Consider the following 17120-nt stretch of genomic DNA (forward strand, 5'->3'; position numbering starts at 1 on the left):
AACGAGGGAGACCGTAGAGCAGCGCGATAAGATACACAAGTGAGTCTTGAGAGCGGTTCGCGGCGGCGGGGGGCCCGGCTGGAGGAGGCCATCCTCGACGCCGCCTGGCACGTGCTGGTCGAGCACGGCTACCACGGCTTCACCTACGAGGCCGTCGCCGCCCGTGCCGGCACCAGCCGTCCCGTCCTCTACCGGCGCTGGCCGCAGCGCGAGGACCTGCTGCTCGCCACCCTCACCACCTACTGGCGGCCGATCGAGATCCCCGACACCGGCAGCCTGCGCGACGACGCCATCGGGTTCCTGCGCAACGCCGACGCCGACAGGAGCGGCATGATCACGCTGATGAGCGTGCAGCTCGGCGGCTACTTCCACGAGACCGGCAGCAGCCTGTCGCGCCTGCGCGACTCGCTCCTGGAGCCCGGCCGGCCCGCCCCGTTCGAGACGATCGTGGGCCGCGCCGTCGCCCGGGGCGAGCTGCCCGACGTGCCGCGCCCGTCCCGCGTCGTCAACCTGCCGCTCGATCTGCTGCGCCACGACCTGTTCATGACCATGCGGCCGGCGCCGTACGAGAAGATCGTCGAGATCGTCGACGTGGTGTGGCTGCCCCTGCTGGGCGGGTGATTTTAATCGTTGGTGCGGCGGTCGCCGCGCGGGCTAGGGTGGCTGCGATCCGCGCCGGGAGGCCGTTGGCCTGCCCGTTCGAACCTGCAAGAGGGGAGCCGCTGGATGACGGCACAGCTCGTCGCACTCAGCTGGGACGCACACGACCCCGCTGCCCTCGCCCGCTTCTGGGCCGGGGTGCTGCGCTGGGAGAGCGCCGACGACCCGCGCGGCGGGGTGGCGCTGCTGCCGCCCGACGACACCGGCTTCCGCATCCGGTTCCAGCCGGCCGAGGCGGAGAAGATCAGCCAGAACCAGATCCACTTCGACCTCACCAGCGCCTCCCCAGACGCCCAGCAGGCCACCGTCGACAGGGCGCTGGCGCTCGGCGGCCGGCACATCGACATCGGCCAGAGCCCCGACGAGGATCACGTGGTGCTCGCCGACCCCGAGGGCAACGAGTTCTGCGTCATCGGGTTCGGCAACAAGTTCCTGGCCGAGTGCGGCTTCATCGGGGCGCTGTCGTGCGACGGCTCCCAGGAGGTCGGCTACTTCTGGAGCGCGGCTTTGGAATGGCCGCTGGTGTGGGACCAGAACGAGGAGACCGCGATCCGCTCCCCGCACGGCGGCCCCAAGATCACCTGGGGCGGCCCGCCCATCGCCCCCAAGAAGGGCAAGAACCGCCTCCACTTCGACCTCGCCCCACCCGCCGGCGGGAGCCAGGAGGCGGAGATCGAGCGCCTGCTCGCCTTGGGCGCGACCCGCGTCGACATCGGCCAGGGCGACGCGGAGTGGGCCGTCCTCGCCGACCCGGACGGCAACGAATTCTGCGTCCTCCCCCAGTGAGCTCGGCGGGGGCGTTCAGCGTTCTGGCTCAGCGAGCCCGGTGGGCGTTCTGCCGTGGGGAGCCGGCCGGGGCGTTGTGTGTTGCGCCGGTGGCCGGCCGGGTGTTGTGCCGCGTGTCGTCGGCTTGGTGAGCTGGGTCGATTCAGCGGGCGGTCATGCCGCCGTCGATCGCGAGTGCTGCGCCCGTGATGAACGAGGCCTCGTCGCTCAGGAGGAACGCCGCCAGCGCTGCCACCTCCTCTGGCTGGGCGATCCGCCCGACCGGGTGCATGGCGGCGGCCGCTCGCAGCGACTCCTCGGGGCTCGGGCCCAGGTTGGAGCGGGTCAGAGGCGTGTCGACGCCGCCGGTGACCAGGGCATTGACGCGGATGCCCGCCGTCGCGGTCTCTAGCGCGGCCGACCGGGTGAGGCCGATCACGCCGTGCTTGGCGGCGCTGTAGGCGGCCATGCCGGGCTGACCGCTCGCGCCCGCGACGGAGGCGTTGTTCACGATGGCTCCGCCGCTCCCGGACGCGCGCAGTGCCGGGATCTGGTGCTTGAGGCCGTAGAAGACGCTGGTGAGGTTCAGGGCCAGCTCGGCCTGCCAGGCGTCGGCGCCGATTCCGGTGAGCTCGCCCATCGCGGTGGCGGCGCCGACGTTGTTGAACGCGCCGTCGAGCCGGCCGTACCGGCTGACCGCCTGCCTGACCACCTCGGCAGCCTCGCTCTCGACGGTGACGTCGGCACGGACGAACGTCGCCTCGCCACCCGCGTCACGGATGCCGGCCACCACCTCGTCCCCGGCCTCCTTGCCACGCGCGGCCAGCACCACCTTGGCGCCCTCAGCCGCCAGTCGCTCCGCCGCGGCACGGCCCATGCCGGAGGTGGCGCCGGTGATCAGGATGACTTTGTCAGTGAATCGTGCGGACACGATGACTCCTTGTGATGAGTGCGGAATCCCATGGGTTCGGGAAGTCGGGGGGAGTCGGTGGCGAGGTCGGTGCGACCGGCCGGGTGACCGGGCTCTGCGCCGGTCGCCGCGGCGAGCGGGCGGGCCGCTCGGCTGGCGTGCTCAGAAGGTGAGGACCAGGCGGCCGCGTATTCCGCCCTTTGCGAGCAGGCGGTGGGCCTCGGGGGCCTCGGCGGCGGGCAGGGATGCGGCGACGCGCGGGGTCAGGACGCCTGCCTCGGCTAGGTGGAGGATTTCGTGCAGTTTGTCCGGGCGGTTCGTGTACTCGGGGACGAACACGGCGGCGATCCTGATGTCGCGGACGCTCTCGACGTTCTTGAATCCGGGCTCGCCCGGGCTGCGGAAACGCGCGTAGGTGCCGCCGTCGCGTACGGCGTCGAGCAGCACAGGACCTATGAGTGCGGTGTCCGCGACCGCCGACACTCCGTCAGGGAATGCGGCCAGGATGTGGTCGGCGACTTCGGCGCCTCTGGGCACGACCACGTGCGCGCCGAGCGAGCGTACGAGATCCTCGTCGGTGGGCGCGGCGTCGGCCACCACGGTCAGGCCCGCGTGCCTGGCGAGCTGCACGAGGTAGCCGCCGAGGATACCGGCGGCTCCCGTCACCGCCAGCACCGAGCCGGGGGAGAGCGCCAGCAGGTCGCGCGCCAGGAGCGCGGTGAGGCTGTTCATGGGCAACGTCGAAGCCGCCCCGTGATCGGTGCCGGCGGGAGCGCGGACGACCCGGGCGGCCGGCAGGACGACCTGCTCGGCGTAGCCGCCGGCGGCCGTTCCGAGCGGGACGACCATCGCCATCACCGCGTCGCCCACGGTCAGGTCGGTGTCCGTGCCGGGGCCGATCTCGTCGACCACCCCGGCGACGTCCATGCCGGGCACCCACGGGGGCGGCGCCCCCTCGAGGAACGGGGCGCTGACGCCGGCGCGCAGCAGCGTGTCGGCGGGGTTCACGGCGGCGGCGTGTACGCGTACCCGTATCTCGCCGGGGCCGGCGTGCGGCTCCGGCAGGTCGAGGACGCGCAGAACTTCAGGGCCGCCGTACTCGTATAGGCCGATCGCTTGCAAAGTCCCAGCTCCTTAGTGGTTCTTGTTGTATACCTAGTCTGTCACCGACACCCTCGCATTCCTCCTTGTACGGCCACAAGTAGGCACTTTGACCTGCCCTGGTATCACCGGGAGAACCACCAGCCCGTCAGGACCAGGTATATGTCGTATACTGCCTTGCATGTCGCCACCCATCGCCGAGGTCGAGCTGGACGAGCAGGCCCGCCGCGCCCTGATCCGCGACGTGCTCGAACGCATCGGTGACAAGTGGTCCGTGGTGGTCATCTGCCAGCTGGGCGACGGCACGCGGCGCTTCAACGAGCTGAGCCGGCTGAGCGAGCCCATCACCAAGCGCATGCTCAGCGCCACCCTGCAGGGGCTCGAACGCGACGGCCTGGTCTCACGGACCGTCCACGCCACCAAGCCGCCGCGGGTCGACTACGCGCTGACCCCGCGCGGGGCGAGCCTCCTGCAGATCGTCCGCGACCTGGCCGGCTGGGCCGAGGAGAACGCGGCCGGCATCGTGGAGGCCAGGTCGTCCTTCGACGCGAAATGAGCCGACCCCCGCCCCGCCTGGCCGTTCGCGGGTGCGGGTGCGGGTGCCGCGCTCTCGCGACGAGGCGCGGTCCGCGGAAAGCTCTGACACGCGACGAGCCGCGACCCACGAAGAGCCGGACCGCCGCTCACTGAGACGTGACCTGATGAGCCACGGCGCCGCGGCGAGGTGACGATCGCGATGGGCGTCGGGGTGGCGTGCGGGGGTTCCGCGTTCGGGGGATACGATCGGTATTGAATGTTCGATGATGATCGTACACATGGGGGATGGCATGGCGCGGACGGTGCGCTTTTACGAGCTCGGCGGGCCCGAGGTGATGCGGCTGGAGGACGAGGAGCCGGGGGAGCCGGGCGTCGGTGAGGTGCGGGTGCGGGTCGAGGCGATCGGCGTCAATCGGGCTGAGGCGTTGTTTCGCAGCGGGCAGTACATCGAGCCGGTCAAGCGGCTGCCGGGCAGGCTCGGCAACGAGGCCGCGGGTGTGATCGAGGCGGTCGGTCCGGGGGCGAGCGCATTCGCGCCCGGGCAGCGGGTCAGTGTGATCCCCAACTTCTCGCAGAACGACCATGGGGTTTATGCCGAGCAGGCCGTCGTGCCCGTGACCTCCCTGGTGCCGCGTCCCGAGCAGGTGGACGCGGTTTCCGGCGCCGCCGTCTGGATGCCCTACCTGACCGCGTACGGCGCGATGGCCGAGGTCGCTCACGTGAGGGCGGGGGACGTGGCGGTGATCAACGCGGCGTCGAGCAGCGTCGGCCTGGCCGCCATCCACACCGCGGACCGGCTGGGCGCGCGGCCGTTCGCCGTCACCCGCACCCGCGCCAAGGCCAGGCAGCTGGCCGAGGAGGGCGCCGCCGAGGTCATCGTCTCCGACGAGGAGGACGTGACCGCGCGCGTGCTGGAGCTGACCGGCGGCAAGGGCGCCGAGTACGTCTTCGACGCGGTCGCCGGTCCCGGCGTCGTGGACCTGGCGCGGGCCGTGGCGGCGGACGGCACCCTGTTCCTGTGGGGTGCGCTGAGCGGGCAGCCGACTCCGTACCCGGGGTTCGAGCTGGGCATGCCGGCGCTCAACCTGCGCACGTACACGATGCTCGAGGTCGCCAAGGATCAGGAACGGCTGCGCCGCGCGGCCGCGTTCATCACTTCAGGGCTGCGGGCCGGAGCGTTCCGGCCGGTGGTGGACCGGGTGTTCCCCCTGGAGCAGATCGTGCAGGCACATCAGCACATGGAGTCGAACACCCAGTTCGGCAAGATCGTCGTCACCACCGCCTAGCGCTGTCCCCGGCGGTCGTTGTGCTCGGCGTCGGGCGGCTGTTCGAGGTACGGGTCGTCCGAGCCGCCGGGCACGGGCGGCAGCGGGACCGGGTCCTGCGCCACCGTGGCGGCTCCGGCCGTGCTGGTGCAGACCGGACCGATCAGGGCGGACAGGCTGACGGCGGCGGCTACGAGCAGGCGTGGGAACATCGGGATCTCCTCCATGACACGAGCACATGGACGATGCGGCTTCCCGGAAGGCGCCATCTCGGCGCGAGACGCTTCCCACGCTAGCGGCCGCGCCCTGCGAAATCCCCCAGCAGGGGGCAAAGCCTTCCCCGCCGCGGGGTGGGTCAGGCGGTGGCGGGGAGGGCGAAGGCGCGGTGGGCGTGGGTGAGGAAGGCGCGTACGGCGGGTCCGTACGGCGTCTTCCAGGTCAGGGCGAGCCGGGCGATCACCTGCGCGTCGTCGATCACCCGCGCGGCGAGCCGGTCGCGGTAGGCCGCCGCCATCGACTCGCTGAGGACGCCGACGCCGAGCCCGCGTTCGGCCAGGGCGGCGATGGCGTCGGAGGCGCCGGCCTGGAACGCGATCGCCGGCCGGCACCCGCCCGCCGCGCACGCCCGGTCGAACGCCTGCCGCAGCCCCGTCCCCGGCGGCATGCACACGACCGGGTACGCCGCCACGTCCGCCAGCGTGACCTGCCCCGGCTCGGCGAGGGGATGGGCGGGCGGCACGGCGGCGACGAGACGTTCGCTGACGATCGTCATCTCGGACAGCCCCTCGGGGGCGGTGGCGGCGGTGCCGACGAGGGCGAGGTCGATGCTCCCCGCGCGGACGGACTCGGCGAGCACATCCGAGTTGCCCTCCAGCAGCGAGATCTGCACCCCGGGATGCGCTCGGTGGAAGGCTGCGAGCGCGTCGAACAGCGGCGTGATCGTGCACCCGTTGACCATGCCGACGACGAGACGGCCCTTGATGAGGTGGGTGACCTCGCCCACCGCCTGGCCGACGGCGGCGGCTGCGGCGAGGGTGGCGCGGGCGTGTTCGAGCGCGGCCTTGCCGGCGACGGTGAGCGTGGCGGTGCGCCCTGAGCGGTCGAAGAGGTCGGCGCCGAGCTCGCGTTCGAGCTGCCTGATCTGGGCGCTGACCCCGGACTGGCTGATGTGCACCCGCTCGGCCGCGCGCGTGAAGTTCCGTTCTTCGGCGACGGCGACGAAGTATTCGAGCTGGCGCAGTTCCATGACTGTGGATTCTAGTTGTCATCACAACCAGCTGTTGGACTTCTGGAAGTGCCCGCTGCCATGCTGAAGAAAAGCGGAAAACACCATTGAACGAGGACATATATGTACGAGAAGGCCATGCGTCCGGAAGACATCACCCGCCTGTTCGTCGAGCGGTCGAACGCCGGAGACGCGGCCGGGGTCGCCGCCCTCTACGAGGAGGACGCCGTCCTCGCCTACCCGCCCGGCAGCCGGACGAAGGGCCGGGAGGCGATCCGCGAGCTGTGGGAGAAGGTGCTGGCCGGTCGGCCGCACTTCGAGCAGGAGCCGCCGCTGCCCACGCTGATCAGCGGCGACATCGCGCTCACCTCCACCTCGCCCAAGGACGGGGCGGGCGCCCGCGCCCAGGTCGTCCGCCGTCAGCCCGACGGCAGCTGGCTCCGCGTCCTCGACCAGCCCGAGTTCGTCCCCGTCGGCCAGGAGAACTGACCGCTCAGGAGGTGACGTCGGCGCGGGACGCGATCCGGGTGGGCTCGCCGTCCGGGAGCGCGTACGAGGAGAGCAGGGCGAGCTTGTCGGCGTGCTCGGTCCCGGGCTCGGCGTGGTACATGACGAGCAGCTGCCCCGTGACGCCGGTGATCGCCAGCTTCTCCCTGAGCAGCCGCAGCTCGCCGACCTGCGGATGGTGCAGGACCACCGGGCTGCTCCGCCACCGGACGACGTCGTGGCGGGCCCACAACGTCCGGAACAGCTCGCTGGCCAGGGACAGCTCGCCGACCAGCTCGATGCTGTGCGGGTCGTCCACGTCGGTGCCCACCGAGGCCCGGAACCCGGCCACCAGCGCGGCGGCGGCCCGCTCCCAGTCGCCGTACAGCGCCTGCTCAGCCGGGTCAAGGAAGAGGTCCCGCAGCCGGTTGCCGCCCGGCGCCAGCCTGGGGGAGAGCGCGACGGCCGGCCGGTTGGAGGCGAGCACGTCGAAACAGCGTCCTTCCACGAACGCGGGCAGCGGCAGCGTCCCCAGCAGCGTACGGGTGCCCTCGGGCACGACCTCGCGGCGCGGGCGGCGACGGCGGCGCGGCGGCGGGGCGGCGCCGAGGCCGAGCAGGTAGTCGGTGGCGGCGGCGTCGAGCTGCAGCACCCGGGCCAGCGACCGCAGCACCTGCTCCGACGGGCGGCGGTCGCGGCCCTGCTCCAGCCGCAGGTAGTAGTCGGCGCTGATGCCGGCCAGCATCGCCACCTCCTCCCGCCGCAGCCCGGGGACCCGCCGCAGGCCGGCGTTCGGCAGCCCGACCGTCTCCGGCGCGACCTGCTCGCGGCGGGCGCGCAGGTAGGTGCCCAGGATGTTGGCGTCATCCGTCATGGCATGGAGCCTATGCAGTAGGGCCCGACGCTGACTGGTCCTGTCACCCCCAGGAACGCCGGGGCACTGCCACCACCCCTCTCCGGCGCTGGACGATCGTCCCGTACCGAAGAGAGGAACGATCATGACTGTGACCCTGGTGACGGGTGCGAACAAGGGCATCGGCTACGAGACCGTCCGCCTCCTCGTCGCGGCCGGCCACTCCGTCTACGCCGCCGCCCGCGACGAGGAGCGCGGCCGCCGCGCCGCCGCCGAGCTCGCCGCACGGTTCGTCCGGCTGGACGTCACCGACGACGCCTCCGTGGCGGCGGCCGTGAAGACCATCGAGGCCGAGCAGGGCCGCCTGGACGTGCTCATCAACAACGCCGGCCTCGGGCTGGCAAGCCCCACCGGGCCGGACGCGCTGCTGGTGTTCGACACCAACGTGGTCGGGGTGATCCGCGTGACCCAGGCGGCGCTGCCGCTGCTGCGCAGGTCGGACAACCCGGTGGTGGTGAACCTGTCCAGCGCGCTCGGCTCGTTCCACGCCGTCACCGACCCGGAGCGGCCCGCGTTCCACGTGCCGTCCCTCGTCTACGGCTCCAGCAAGGCCGCCGTCTCCATGCTCACCCTGCAGTACGCGAAGGCGATGCCGGACATCAAGTTCAACGCGGTGGAGCCCGGCTACACCGACACGGACCTGACCAAGGACCACCCCGGCGGCCAGTCCGCCGAGGTGAGCGCGCAGGTCGTCGCCCGCGTGGCGATGATGGGCAACGACGGCCCCAGCGGCACCTTCCAGGAGGAGGACGGCATCCTCCCTTGGTGATCTACAATGTAAAGGCGATTGTCGGTGCCACGCCCATCGTCGGCGACGGACACCGAGCCGTCGGGGTGGAGGGTGACCGTGCATGTCGCCCGGTCGCGCCAGGATGCTCGGGACGTACTCACCTTGGCACCCTACGATCACCCTGTGACGTACGACGCCGAGAGCTGGCTGACATCCACCGCCGAGCCGCGCCGTTCGCCGATCGAGGGCACCGGGCTGTTCGCGGTCGGGCGGATCCGCCGGGGCGAGGTGGTGATGCGGCTCGGCGGCCGGGTCATCGACGACGACACGTTGGCCGCCCTCACGCCGCCCTACAGCAGCATCACCGTCGAAAACGGCGTCCACCTGCTCCTCGACCCCGCGCACCCCGTCCGGTACGGCAACCACTCCTGCGACCCGGCCCTGTGGCACCAGGACGCGACCACGCTCACCGCGCGCCGCGACATCGAGCCGGGGGAGGAGCTGACCGTCGACTACGCGACGCACACCGGCGTCGAGGGGTGGTCGATGGCGTGCCGATGCGGGGCGCCGTCGTGCCGCGGCGTGGTCACCGGCGCCGACTGGCGGTCCGAACGGCTGCGGCAGGTCTACGGCACGCACTGGAGCCCGGCCTTGCTTGCCAGGATGAGGGCGGAGTAGCGGGTGCCGAGTATCTGCGGGCGAGCCGGTCAGGCGTCGGCGGCGGGTGGAGTGCCAGCGCTCAGGCGTGGGTCGCGGCGGATGGGGTGCTCAGGTGTGGGTGGCGCGGTGGGAGAGCCACTGGTCGCGGGTGATGGCGTACTCGACCTCGCCCTGCTCGCTGCCGGGCAGCGGGTCGTCCCAGTCCTGGTGGAAGGTGCGCACGTACGTCATCCCGAGGGAGGCCATCGTGGCGCGGGAGGCGGCGTTGACCGCCATCGTCTCGGCGAAGACGCGGTTGAGCCCGAGGTCCTCGAAGCCGTGCCGCAGCAGCTCGCGCGCGCCTTCGCCGGCGAGGCCCCGGCGCCAGAAGCGGCGCAGCAGCCGGTAGCCCAGCTCGGCCTGCCCCTCGGCCTGCCCCTCGACCGGGCCCTGGTCGGCGCGCTCAGGCGGCTCCAGGATCCACCACCCGACGAACTCCCCCGCCACGAACCCGGCCCAGAACCCGAGCCCGGGGACCCGGCCGGCGGCCTCCAGCCGCAGCCGGTGCGCCGCCTCGACCTCCTCGCGGGTGCGGGCGCGGCCGGTGAGGTAGCGCATGACCTCGGGATCGGCGTCGAGCTCGATCTCGTGTTCGAGATGCTCGTCGGCGAGCGGGACGAGATCGATCCGGTCAGTACGCAACTTCGCCTGGGACATGCCCGTATTCTCCAGGGCGGGCGGGCGGAAAATCATCCGGTTTCTGCAAGGATGCGTTCCAGGGTGCGCCGCCCCATGAAACTCATCGGCGGGTTGCTGTCGACGTAATACCAGACCGTGCCCATCGCCTGCTGGAACGCCCACGCCTTGCCGCGCTCCCGCTCCAGGTCGCCGCAGCCGAGCGCGGCATGCAGTTCCTCGCGCGGCTCCGCCTCCAGCAGGTGCCAGGCGCTGACGAGGTCGAGGGCGGGGTCGGCGGCGCCGAGGCCGCCGGTGTCGAGCACGCCGGCCAGCCGCCCGTCCGCGACGAGCACGTTGCCGGGGATGAGGTCGCCGTGGTTCATCGCGTCGGGGGACTCGCGGGGCAGCTCGCGCAGGTGCGCCCAGACGCGGCGCAGGCGGGGTACGTCCATCAGGTGCTCGCTGCTGCGGAAGCAGGTCTCCATCCACTCGTCGTGGGCGCGCAGGTCGCCGCCCCTGCCCTGGCCGGAGAACGTGCGGCCGCGGGTGTCGATGGCGCGGATGTCGCCGATGAGGTCGGCCAGGTCGCGGGCGAACGCGGACGACTCGCCGGGGTCGGCGTCGGTGGCCACCGTGCCCGGCAGCCAGGTCTGCACCGACCAGGGGAGCGGGTAGCCCGCGCCAGGCTCGCCCAGCGCGACCGGCTCGGGCGCTGGGAAGCGGGTGGCCGCGGCCAGCTCGCGGGCCGCGCCCGCCTCCGCCTCCAGCCGGCTTCGCACCGCCTCGGGGTCGCCGGGCTGCAGCGGGAAGCGGGCGGCGAGGCGGTCGCCGATGCGGGCGACGGCGTTGACCGTGCCCTGGGTGGCGAGCATGGTGACGGGCAGGCCGCGCCACTGCGGGAACTGCTCGTCCACGAGCTTCTGTACGGTCCCGGCCTCGATCGTCAGTTGGTCGGCGTGCATTTTCACGAGGGGCAAGGTTGCCCGAGGCCGGTCGCGGTCCGCAAATCCTTTTGCGGCGCGTGGTCAGGGAGCGACGTCGGTCACGCCGCATACGTCGCAGCGGTAGAGGGTGCCCAGATCGTCCTCGCCGAACTCGCTCCACGAATGCGCGGTGCCCGTCAGGTCGTACGGGTCGCCGGAGCAGAGCACCCGCGCCCCTCCACCCGCGGCCGCGTCATGGGGGCCGGCGGGAACGGGGGCAGTGGGTGTGAGCATGGAGGTCTCCCGGGGGTCAGGTGGGGTAGCGGTCAGTGGGCAAGGTTCTTTCCTGAAAGTGAGCGTTGTAACCGTCAGATCAGGACATTGCACGTCAATGCCCACATATCCGTTTGCGTGTCTCTCTCCGGGTAGGGCGAGCGCCGCACCATCCGCAGCGTTGGGAGGAACTCGGTGGAACCGGTCTGGATCATCTCCGCCATCGCCATCCTGATCGCGATCGGCATCGCCTACCGCAGCGAGCGCAACAAACGCAAGAACTGATCAGAGAGACCGGCAGCCGCACACCCTGCAGCCCGGCCGGGTCAGCCTGGAGGTGCACCGCCGGAGCCGGTACGCCGGCGGTTCAGTGACTGCCGGACAGCTCGCCTGAGAGGGTCTCGTGCATGCGGGCGCTCGGCTGGTTGAGGCCCACGATGCGCACGCTCTTGCCGCGGGCGGCGTACTTGGCCTCGACGGCGTCCAGCGCGGCGACCGATGAGGCGTCCCAGATGTGCGCGTCGGTCAGGTCGATGACCACGTCGTCGGGGTCGGTGGCATAGGAGAACCGCGAGACCAGGTCGTTGCTGGAGGCGAAGAACAGCTCCCCGGTGACCGCGTAGACGACCTGCCTGCCTTCGGGGTCGAGGCAGGCGGTGACGTCGGCGAGGTGCGCGACCCGGCGGGCGAAGATGATCAGCGCGGTCAGCGAGCCGATGACGACGCCGATCGCCAGGTTGCTCGTGGCGACCACCACGGCGACCGTGACCAGCATGACGGTGGTCTCGCCGACCGGCAGCCGCCTGAGCGTGGCGGGCGCGATGGAGTGCCAGTCGAACGTGCCGAACGACACCAGGATCATCACCGCCACCAGCGCGGCCATCGGGATCTGCGAGACCAGCGGCCCGAACACCACGCACAGCACCATCAGCATGACCCCGGCCGTGAACGTGGACAGCCGGGTCCGGGCGCCGTTCCTGACGTTGATCATCGTCTGGCCGATCATGGCGCAGCCGCCCATGCCGCCGAAGAAACCGGTGACGATGTTCGCGACGCCCTGGCCGATCGACTCGCGCGTCTTGGACGAGCGGGTGTCGGTGATGTCGTCCACGAGCTTGGCCGTCATCAGCGACTCCATCAGCCCGACCAGTGCGAAGCCCAGCGCGTACGGGGCGATGAGGGTGAGCGTGTCCCACGTGAACGGCACGTCGGGCAGGCCGGGCACGGGCAGCGAGGCCGGCAGCGCCCCGCGGTCGCCGACCGTCGGCACCGCCAGGTGCGCGCCGATGGTGAGCGCGGTGAGCGCCACGATCGAGATCAGCGGCGCCGGCACCACCCTGGTCAGGCGCGGCAGCAGCACCATCAGCACCAGCGCCCCGCCCACCAGCGGATAGACGACCCACGGCACGTCGATCAGCTCCGGCACCTGCGCCATGAAGATCAGGATGGCCAGCGCGTTCACGAACCCGACCATGACGCTGCGCGGCACGAACCGCATCAGCTTGGCCACACCGAGCGCGCCCAGCACGATCTGGATCAGCCCACCCAGGATGACCGTCGCGATCAGGTAGCCGAAGCCGTACTCGCGGGTCAGCGGCGCCACCACCAGCGCGATCGCGCCGGTCGCCGCGGAGATCATCGCGGGCCGGCCGCCGACGAACGCGATCACCACGGCCATGGTGAACGAGGCGAACAGGCCGACGCTGGGGTCCACCCCGGCGATGATCGAGAACGAGATCGCCTCAGGGATCAGCGCCAGCGCGACGACCAGGCCGGACAGGAACTCGGTACGTGCGACCGACGGCGACAGCCAGGCAGGCCGGCCTGGCCGCAGCCGGGCGGCCAGGGACGCGGACGGGCGGGCGGGCACGGAAGAGCTGGGCAACGAACATCCTTCTGATGAGGGTGAGGCGGCGCCGGAGCGTACGGCGCGGTGGAGCGAGACGGGGGGAGAGACGCGGGAGAGCGGCGGGGCGGCGATGCGCGCCGCGAGCAGGTCACGGTGAGCAGGTCACGGTGGGCAGCAGGCGGTGATGATCAAAGGCATGCGCGCGTCGAGAGTCCTGACCTCGGAGATGACGGCGGCGGCACACGTCGTCGTGGCCGGAGCGCCGGGGGTGTCGGGTCCGCGCCTCTCCCGGCGCGGCCATCGGTAACTCTACCTTAACGTTAGGGTAGAGATCCGGCGGGGCCTGGCACGCCGCACCCACCACGCCGGGCAGTGAGGTCGTACGAGAGATGGACGAGCCCGCGCCGCCCGTCATGGAGACATCAGGTCACATGCACATCGGCGAGGTGGCGGCCCGCACCGAGCTGTCGCTGCGCACCATCCGCCACTACGACGAGGTCGGCCTCGTCCGGCCGTCCGCCCGAAGCCAGGGCGGCTTCCGCCTCTACACGGAGGCCGACGTCGCCCGCCTGATGGTGATCCGCCGCATGAAGCCACTCGGCTTCACCCTGGAGGAGATGGGCGAACTGCTCTCCATCACCGACCGCCTCGACGAAACCACCCCGACCGCCTCACAACCGACCGAGCGGCAGGTATTGTCACCGGCCGAACGCGCTCACCTGGCGGCCAGACTCGCCCGCTTCGAGGGGGCGGCCCGCGACCGCTGCGCCGCCCTGCGCACCCAACTGGCCCGCGCCGAGGAGTTCGCCACCGACCTCGCGAAACGCGCCACCCAACTGGCAGCCGACCCCAGGTGAACGCCGACCCGCCCCACCACCGGCCTTACCCTCACGCCCCTCAACCCCCCGAAGGCCCTCAGCGCCAACGGCGGCCGAGCCGTGAGCCGGCCCAGGTCTGGTTGCGGTCAGGGGGAGTGGCTTCGGGGTCCCGGCGGTTCGGTAGGGCGAGGGCCAGGACGCCGGCCCCTGCCAGCGCCACCGCTATGAGCACGAACGCCTGTCCGTAGCCTTCCGCCAGGTCGGCCGGGTTGGCGCCGGCCCCTTGCGTGGACGTCAAGGCGACCAGGGTGGCCAGGCCAAGAGCGCCGCCGATCTGCTTGGCGGTGTTCATGAGGCCGGAGGCCGCCCCGGCGTCCTCCGAGGCCACGCCTGAGGTGACGGTGACGGTCAGCGGGGTGTTCAGCAGGCCGCCGCCGAGCGAGATCAACGCAGCCGGGCCGAGGACGGCGGTCACGTAGTCGCCGCCGGGCCCGAGGCGGCTCTGCCACAGGAAGCCGGCCGCTCCGATCAGCGCGCCCGTGACGATGAGCACCCGGTCACCGGTACGCCGCATCAGCCAAGGCGTCACCCGTAGCCCGACGAGCATGGTCAGCAGCGTGTGCGGCAGGAACGCCAGCCCGGTCAGCAGCGGCTCGTATCCGAGGACGTTCTGCAGGGACAGCGTCAGGAAGTACCACATCGGGTTGAGGCACGCACCGGCCAGCAGCATCGCCGCGTTGCCCAGCCAGATCGCCCGAGCCCGCACGAGGGAGGGCGGGATGAGCGGAACGGCCGCGACCCGCGTCTCCACCAGCACGAACAACCCCAGCAGCGCACACCCGCCGACGACGGCGACGACCGACCCGGACACCCCGTACGCCAGCGCCACCAGCCCGGCGGTGGCCGTCAGCGCGCCCAGCACGTCGAGCCGCCCGCGGCGCCGCCCGGGACGGGCGGGCAGCCGGCGGGCGGCGACCAGGCAGGCCAGCCCGATAGGCACGTTGACCAGCAGGATCGACCGCCACGACAGATACTGCGTCAGCGCCCCGCCGATGAGGTTGCCCGCCGTGCCGCCCGCCAGGCTGACGGCCGTCCAGACGGCGATGGCCCGGGTACGCCGCGGCCCCTCGGGAAAGACGGCGGTCAGGACGGTGAGCGTGGCCGGCGCCAGGATCGCCGCCCCCACCCCCTGCCCGGCCCGCGCGGCGATCAGCAGCCCGGCCGTGTCCGCCAGCCCACCGGCCAGACTGGCGGCGGAGAACACGGCCAGGCCCGCGACGAAGATCCGCCGGTGCCCGTAGAGGTCGGCCAGCCGCCCGCCGAGCAGCAGCAGCCCGCCGAAGGTCAGCGCGTACGCGTTCCCGACCCAGGCGAGCCCCCGAGGCCCGACGGCCAGCGCTTCCGCGATGGAAGGCAGGGCCACGTTCACCACGGACACGTCCAGGACCACCATGAACTGCGCCGCGCACAGCAGCGCCAGGACGATCGGCAACGCGCGGCCTCCCCGTCAAATCGATGTGCTCACATCGTACTGACTGGCAGGAGCGCCTCGGCGAGCAGCCGCCACTGCGGCATCGCCGACCCGCCCGGCTGCACGCCGATCACCTGGACGGCGACGTGGTCGGCCCCGGCCTCGCGATGGGCGCGCAGCTTGTCCGCGATGACGTCCGGCTCGCCCCAGAACACGAAGTCGTCCACCAGCCGGTCGCTGCCGCCCCCGCCGATCTCCTCGTCGGAGTAGCCGAGCCGCCGGAACTTGGCCACGTTGAACGGCCGGGACAGGTAAGGGCTCAGGTGCTCGCGCGCGATCGCCCGGGCCTTGCCCGGGTCGGACTCGAAGAGCACGGGGTGTTCGACGGCGAGGAACGTCTCAGGTCCGAGCAACTCGCGCGCCTGCGCGGTGTGCGCGACGTTCACGTGGTAGGTCTGGGCGCCCGCGGTCCGGTCGCGGGCCAGCTCCAGCATCTTCGGCCCGTACGCGGCCAGAATCCGCCGCACCGGACCCCGCGGCGCCGGATTCACGGTCTCGACCGCGTCCATCTCGTCCAGGTACGCCGCCATCGCTCCCAGCGGCTTGACCCCCGGCTTCGGCTCGCCGCCGAACCCCAGCCCGAGCACGTGCCGCCCCGGGTAGGCGTCGGCCAGCAGGAGCGCGCCGCCGTGCGTCCACCGGGTCCCGCGCGACCAGATCTGCGCGATGCCGTTCACCACCGTGAGCCGCTCGGTGCTCGCCAGCAGGAAGCCGGCGTGCGAGAGCGCCTCGCGTCCGAGCAGTTCGGGGACCCACACGGCCGGCCAGCCCAGCTCCTCCAGCTCCTGGACCGCATCCCGCACCCGCGCCGCCGGCAGGTGCTCGAAGTCGAAGGTGTAGATGCCGAAAGGCCCGAGGTCAAGGCGGTCGTTCCCGCTCATGGCAGTTCTCCTTCATCATGCCGACAAGTCGGATCAACATATCGCATTTTGTCGATCCGTATTGCTACAGCTCGGACGGACCCCACTCGGTGACCTGGACGGTCTCGCCGACCGCCGCCCTTCCGGGCCTGAGCACCGCGTACCGGACCCCGAACGCCACCCCGCCCCTCGCCGCCCGGCGGTAGTCGGCCAGGGTCCGCAGCGGTTCCGGGCCCGCCTTCGCCCCCGTCTCCTGCTCGACCATGGTGACGGCGCAGCGGATGGCAAGCTTGGCGTAGGCGAGGCCGGCGGTGCCGATCGTCAGGCGGCGGGCGCGGTCCTCGGCGTGGGGGTCGTCCCAGCCGTCGATGACGATGTTGGCACGGAAGCGGTTCATCGGCACGGGCGCCGCGCCGCGCGTGACGAGGCGGTGGTTGAGCAGGTCGAGGCTAGAACGGGTGGTCACCAGTACGGCGCTGCTGTCGGCGTAACCGGCGGTGCCGGGGGTGCTTCCGCTGGTGTTCCTGTCGTGTTCGGGCGGCACCCGCACGAGGCGGCTCGGCCGGCCGAGCACCTCCGTCAGCCACTGCGCCGCCGCGTCGCCCTGGTCGATGCCCCGGTACGCGGTCCCGAACAGGTCCACCGGCCGCCGCTCGCCGGTGACATCCACGAGCAGGTCCAGGTCCTCGAAGCCGGGGGCGCCGAGGGTGAGCAGTCCGCCGTCGGAGGCGACGCGCGGCCGGATCGTGGCGAGCTTGGGGTCGCGGCGCTGAGTCTTGAACACGCCCCGGTCGCTGACCACCATGAAGCTGCGGTCGTGTGCGAGCCCGGCGGGGGTGATCGCCGCCTCGGTGAGCGGGACGCCGGCGCATCCCTTGACGGGGTAGGTGGTCAGCTCGGTGACGGTTGCCATGACCCCGGCCCTATGCCGCGCCGCGGACGGGACAGCAGGGGTGT

General features: G+C 71.9%; 20 protein-coding genes. 8 read left to right on the forward strand and 12 right to left on the reverse strand.

Annotation, left to right across the window (positions count from 1 at the left end; genetic code table 11):
* Window positions 1-39 precede the first annotated feature (39 nt).
* Both AB0K12_RS42015 and AB0K12_RS42020 read left to right on the forward strand, forming a co-directional pair.
* The gene (locus AB0K12_RS42015) at window positions 40-621 is read left to right on the forward strand and encodes a TetR/AcrR family transcriptional regulator (RefSeq protein WP_364573744.1); all 582 of its coding nucleotides are present in this window, start codon (window positions 40-42) and stop codon (window positions 619-621) included.
* A gap of 105 nt (window positions 622-726) precedes the next feature.
* On the forward strand, window positions 727-1446 hold the full coding sequence (locus tag AB0K12_RS42020) for a VOC family protein (RefSeq protein WP_364573746.1): 720 nt from the start codon (window positions 727-729) through the stop codon (window positions 1444-1446).
* Between the two features lie 142 nt (window positions 1447-1588).
* On the opposite strand, the gene AB0K12_RS42025 is transcribed toward AB0K12_RS42020, so the two are convergent.
* Both AB0K12_RS42025 and AB0K12_RS42030 read right to left on the reverse strand, forming a co-directional pair.
* Window positions 1589-2356: a glucose 1-dehydrogenase gene (locus AB0K12_RS42025; protein WP_364573748.1), complete on the reverse strand. Its 768-nt coding sequence runs from the start codon at window positions 2354-2356 to the stop codon at window positions 1589-1591.
* A gap of 141 nt (window positions 2357-2497) precedes the next feature.
* Window positions 2498-3457: an NADP-dependent oxidoreductase gene (locus AB0K12_RS42030; protein ID WP_364573750.1), complete on the reverse strand. Its 960-nt coding sequence runs from the start codon at window positions 3455-3457 to the stop codon at window positions 2498-2500.
* Between the two features lie 160 nt (window positions 3458-3617).
* Here AB0K12_RS42030 and AB0K12_RS42035 point away from each other — a divergent pair, with 160 nt between their 5' ends.
* Window positions 3618-3992 carry a helix-turn-helix domain-containing protein gene (locus tag AB0K12_RS42035; RefSeq protein WP_364573752.1) on the forward strand — a complete coding sequence of 125 codons (375 nt, stop codon included), beginning with the start codon at window positions 3618-3620 and terminating at the stop codon, window positions 3990-3992.
* 259 nt (window positions 3993-4251) lie between these two features.
* Window positions 4252-5259, forward strand: coding sequence for a zinc-dependent alcohol dehydrogenase family protein (locus AB0K12_RS42040; RefSeq protein ID WP_364573754.1), 1008 nt, complete (start codon window positions 4252-4254; stop codon window positions 5257-5259).
* On the opposite strand, the gene AB0K12_RS42045 is transcribed toward AB0K12_RS42040, so the two are convergent.
* Both AB0K12_RS42045 and AB0K12_RS42050 read right to left on the reverse strand, forming a co-directional pair.
* Window positions 5256-5450, reverse strand: a complete 195-nt coding sequence (locus tag AB0K12_RS42045) for a hypothetical protein (RefSeq protein WP_364573756.1) — start codon at window positions 5448-5450, stop codon at window positions 5256-5258. The two genes, AB0K12_RS42040 and AB0K12_RS42045, sit on opposite strands and share 4 nt — an antisense overlap.
* Before the next feature lie 143 nt (window positions 5451-5593).
* On the reverse strand, window positions 5594-6484 hold the full coding sequence (locus AB0K12_RS42050; RefSeq protein ID WP_364573758.1) for a LysR family transcriptional regulator: 891 nt from the start codon (window positions 6482-6484) through the stop codon (window positions 5594-5596).
* 117 nt (window positions 6485-6601) lie between these two features.
* Between AB0K12_RS42050 and AB0K12_RS42055 the strand changes: the two genes are divergently transcribed.
* Window positions 6602-6952 (forward strand): SgcJ/EcaC family oxidoreductase, encoded by a 351-nt coding sequence (locus tag AB0K12_RS42055; protein ID WP_364573760.1) that lies wholly within the window; start codon window positions 6602-6604, stop codon window positions 6950-6952.
* Window positions 6953-6956: 4 nt separating this feature from the next.
* On the opposite strand, the gene AB0K12_RS42060 is transcribed toward AB0K12_RS42055, so the two are convergent.
* Window positions 6957-7823, reverse strand: a complete 867-nt coding sequence (locus AB0K12_RS42060; RefSeq protein WP_364573762.1) for a helix-turn-helix transcriptional regulator — start codon at window positions 7821-7823, stop codon at window positions 6957-6959.
* Window positions 7824-7947: 124 nt separating this feature from the next.
* Between AB0K12_RS42060 and AB0K12_RS42065 the strand changes: the two genes are divergently transcribed.
* Window positions 7948-8631 carry an SDR family NAD(P)-dependent oxidoreductase gene (locus tag AB0K12_RS42065; RefSeq protein WP_364573764.1) on the forward strand — a complete coding sequence of 228 codons (684 nt, stop codon included), beginning with the start codon at window positions 7948-7950 and terminating at the stop codon, window positions 8629-8631.
* 144 nt (window positions 8632-8775) lie between these two features.
* The gene (locus tag AB0K12_RS42070) at window positions 8776-9270 is read left to right on the forward strand and encodes an SET domain-containing protein-lysine N-methyltransferase (protein WP_364573766.1); all 495 of its coding nucleotides are present in this window, start codon (window positions 8776-8778) and stop codon (window positions 9268-9270) included.
* 90 nt (window positions 9271-9360) lie between these two features.
* Here the strand turns inward: AB0K12_RS42070 and AB0K12_RS42075 are convergent, their stop codons facing one another.
* The 4 genes from AB0K12_RS42075 to AB0K12_RS42090 all read right to left on the reverse strand — a co-directional run bounded on the left by AB0K12_RS42075 (window position 9361) and on the right by AB0K12_RS42090 (window position 12939).
* Window positions 9361-9948, reverse strand: coding sequence for a GNAT family N-acetyltransferase (locus AB0K12_RS42075; protein ID WP_364573770.1), 588 nt, complete (start codon window positions 9946-9948; stop codon window positions 9361-9363).
* Between the two features lie 32 nt (window positions 9949-9980).
* Window positions 9981-10871, reverse strand: a complete 891-nt coding sequence (locus tag AB0K12_RS42080) for an aminoglycoside phosphotransferase family protein (protein ID WP_364573772.1) — start codon at window positions 10869-10871, stop codon at window positions 9981-9983.
* A 63-nt stretch (window positions 10872-10934) separates the two neighbouring features.
* On the reverse strand, window positions 10935-11126 hold the full coding sequence (locus AB0K12_RS42085; protein WP_364573774.1) for a hypothetical protein: 192 nt from the start codon (window positions 11124-11126) through the stop codon (window positions 10935-10937).
* Between the two features lie 346 nt (window positions 11127-11472).
* The gene (locus AB0K12_RS42090) at window positions 11473-12939 is read right to left on the reverse strand and encodes a SulP family inorganic anion transporter (protein WP_364573880.1); all 1467 of its coding nucleotides are present in this window, start codon (window positions 12937-12939) and stop codon (window positions 11473-11475) included.
* Between the two features lie 428 nt (window positions 12940-13367).
* Here AB0K12_RS42090 and AB0K12_RS42095 point away from each other — a divergent pair, with 428 nt between their 5' ends.
* Complete coding sequence (locus AB0K12_RS42095) at window positions 13368-13811, forward strand: MerR family transcriptional regulator (RefSeq protein ID WP_364573882.1); 444 nt, start codon at window positions 13368-13370, stop codon at window positions 13809-13811.
* 58 nt (window positions 13812-13869) lie between these two features.
* On the opposite strand, the gene AB0K12_RS42100 is transcribed toward AB0K12_RS42095, so the two are convergent.
* The 3 genes from AB0K12_RS42100 to AB0K12_RS42110 form a co-directional block, all read right to left on the reverse strand.
* A complete protein-coding gene (locus AB0K12_RS42100) occupies window positions 13870-15264 on the reverse strand; it encodes an MFS transporter (protein WP_364573776.1) in 1395 nt (464 codons plus the stop codon).
* A 29-nt stretch (window positions 15265-15293) separates the two neighbouring features.
* Window positions 15294-16184, reverse strand: a complete 891-nt coding sequence (locus AB0K12_RS42105) for a TIGR03620 family F420-dependent LLM class oxidoreductase (protein ID WP_364573778.1) — start codon at window positions 16182-16184, stop codon at window positions 15294-15296.
* Window positions 16185-16248: 64 nt separating this feature from the next.
* On the reverse strand, window positions 16249-17076 hold the full coding sequence (locus AB0K12_RS42110; RefSeq protein ID WP_364573780.1) for an MOSC N-terminal beta barrel domain-containing protein: 828 nt from the start codon (window positions 17074-17076) through the stop codon (window positions 16249-16251).
* Window positions 17077-17120 lie beyond the last annotated feature (44 nt).

It is taken from the genome of Nonomuraea sp. NPDC049419, assembly GCF_040676995.1.
GTDB lineage: Bacteria > Actinomycetota > Actinomycetes > Streptosporangiales > Streptosporangiaceae > Nonomuraea > Nonomuraea salmonea.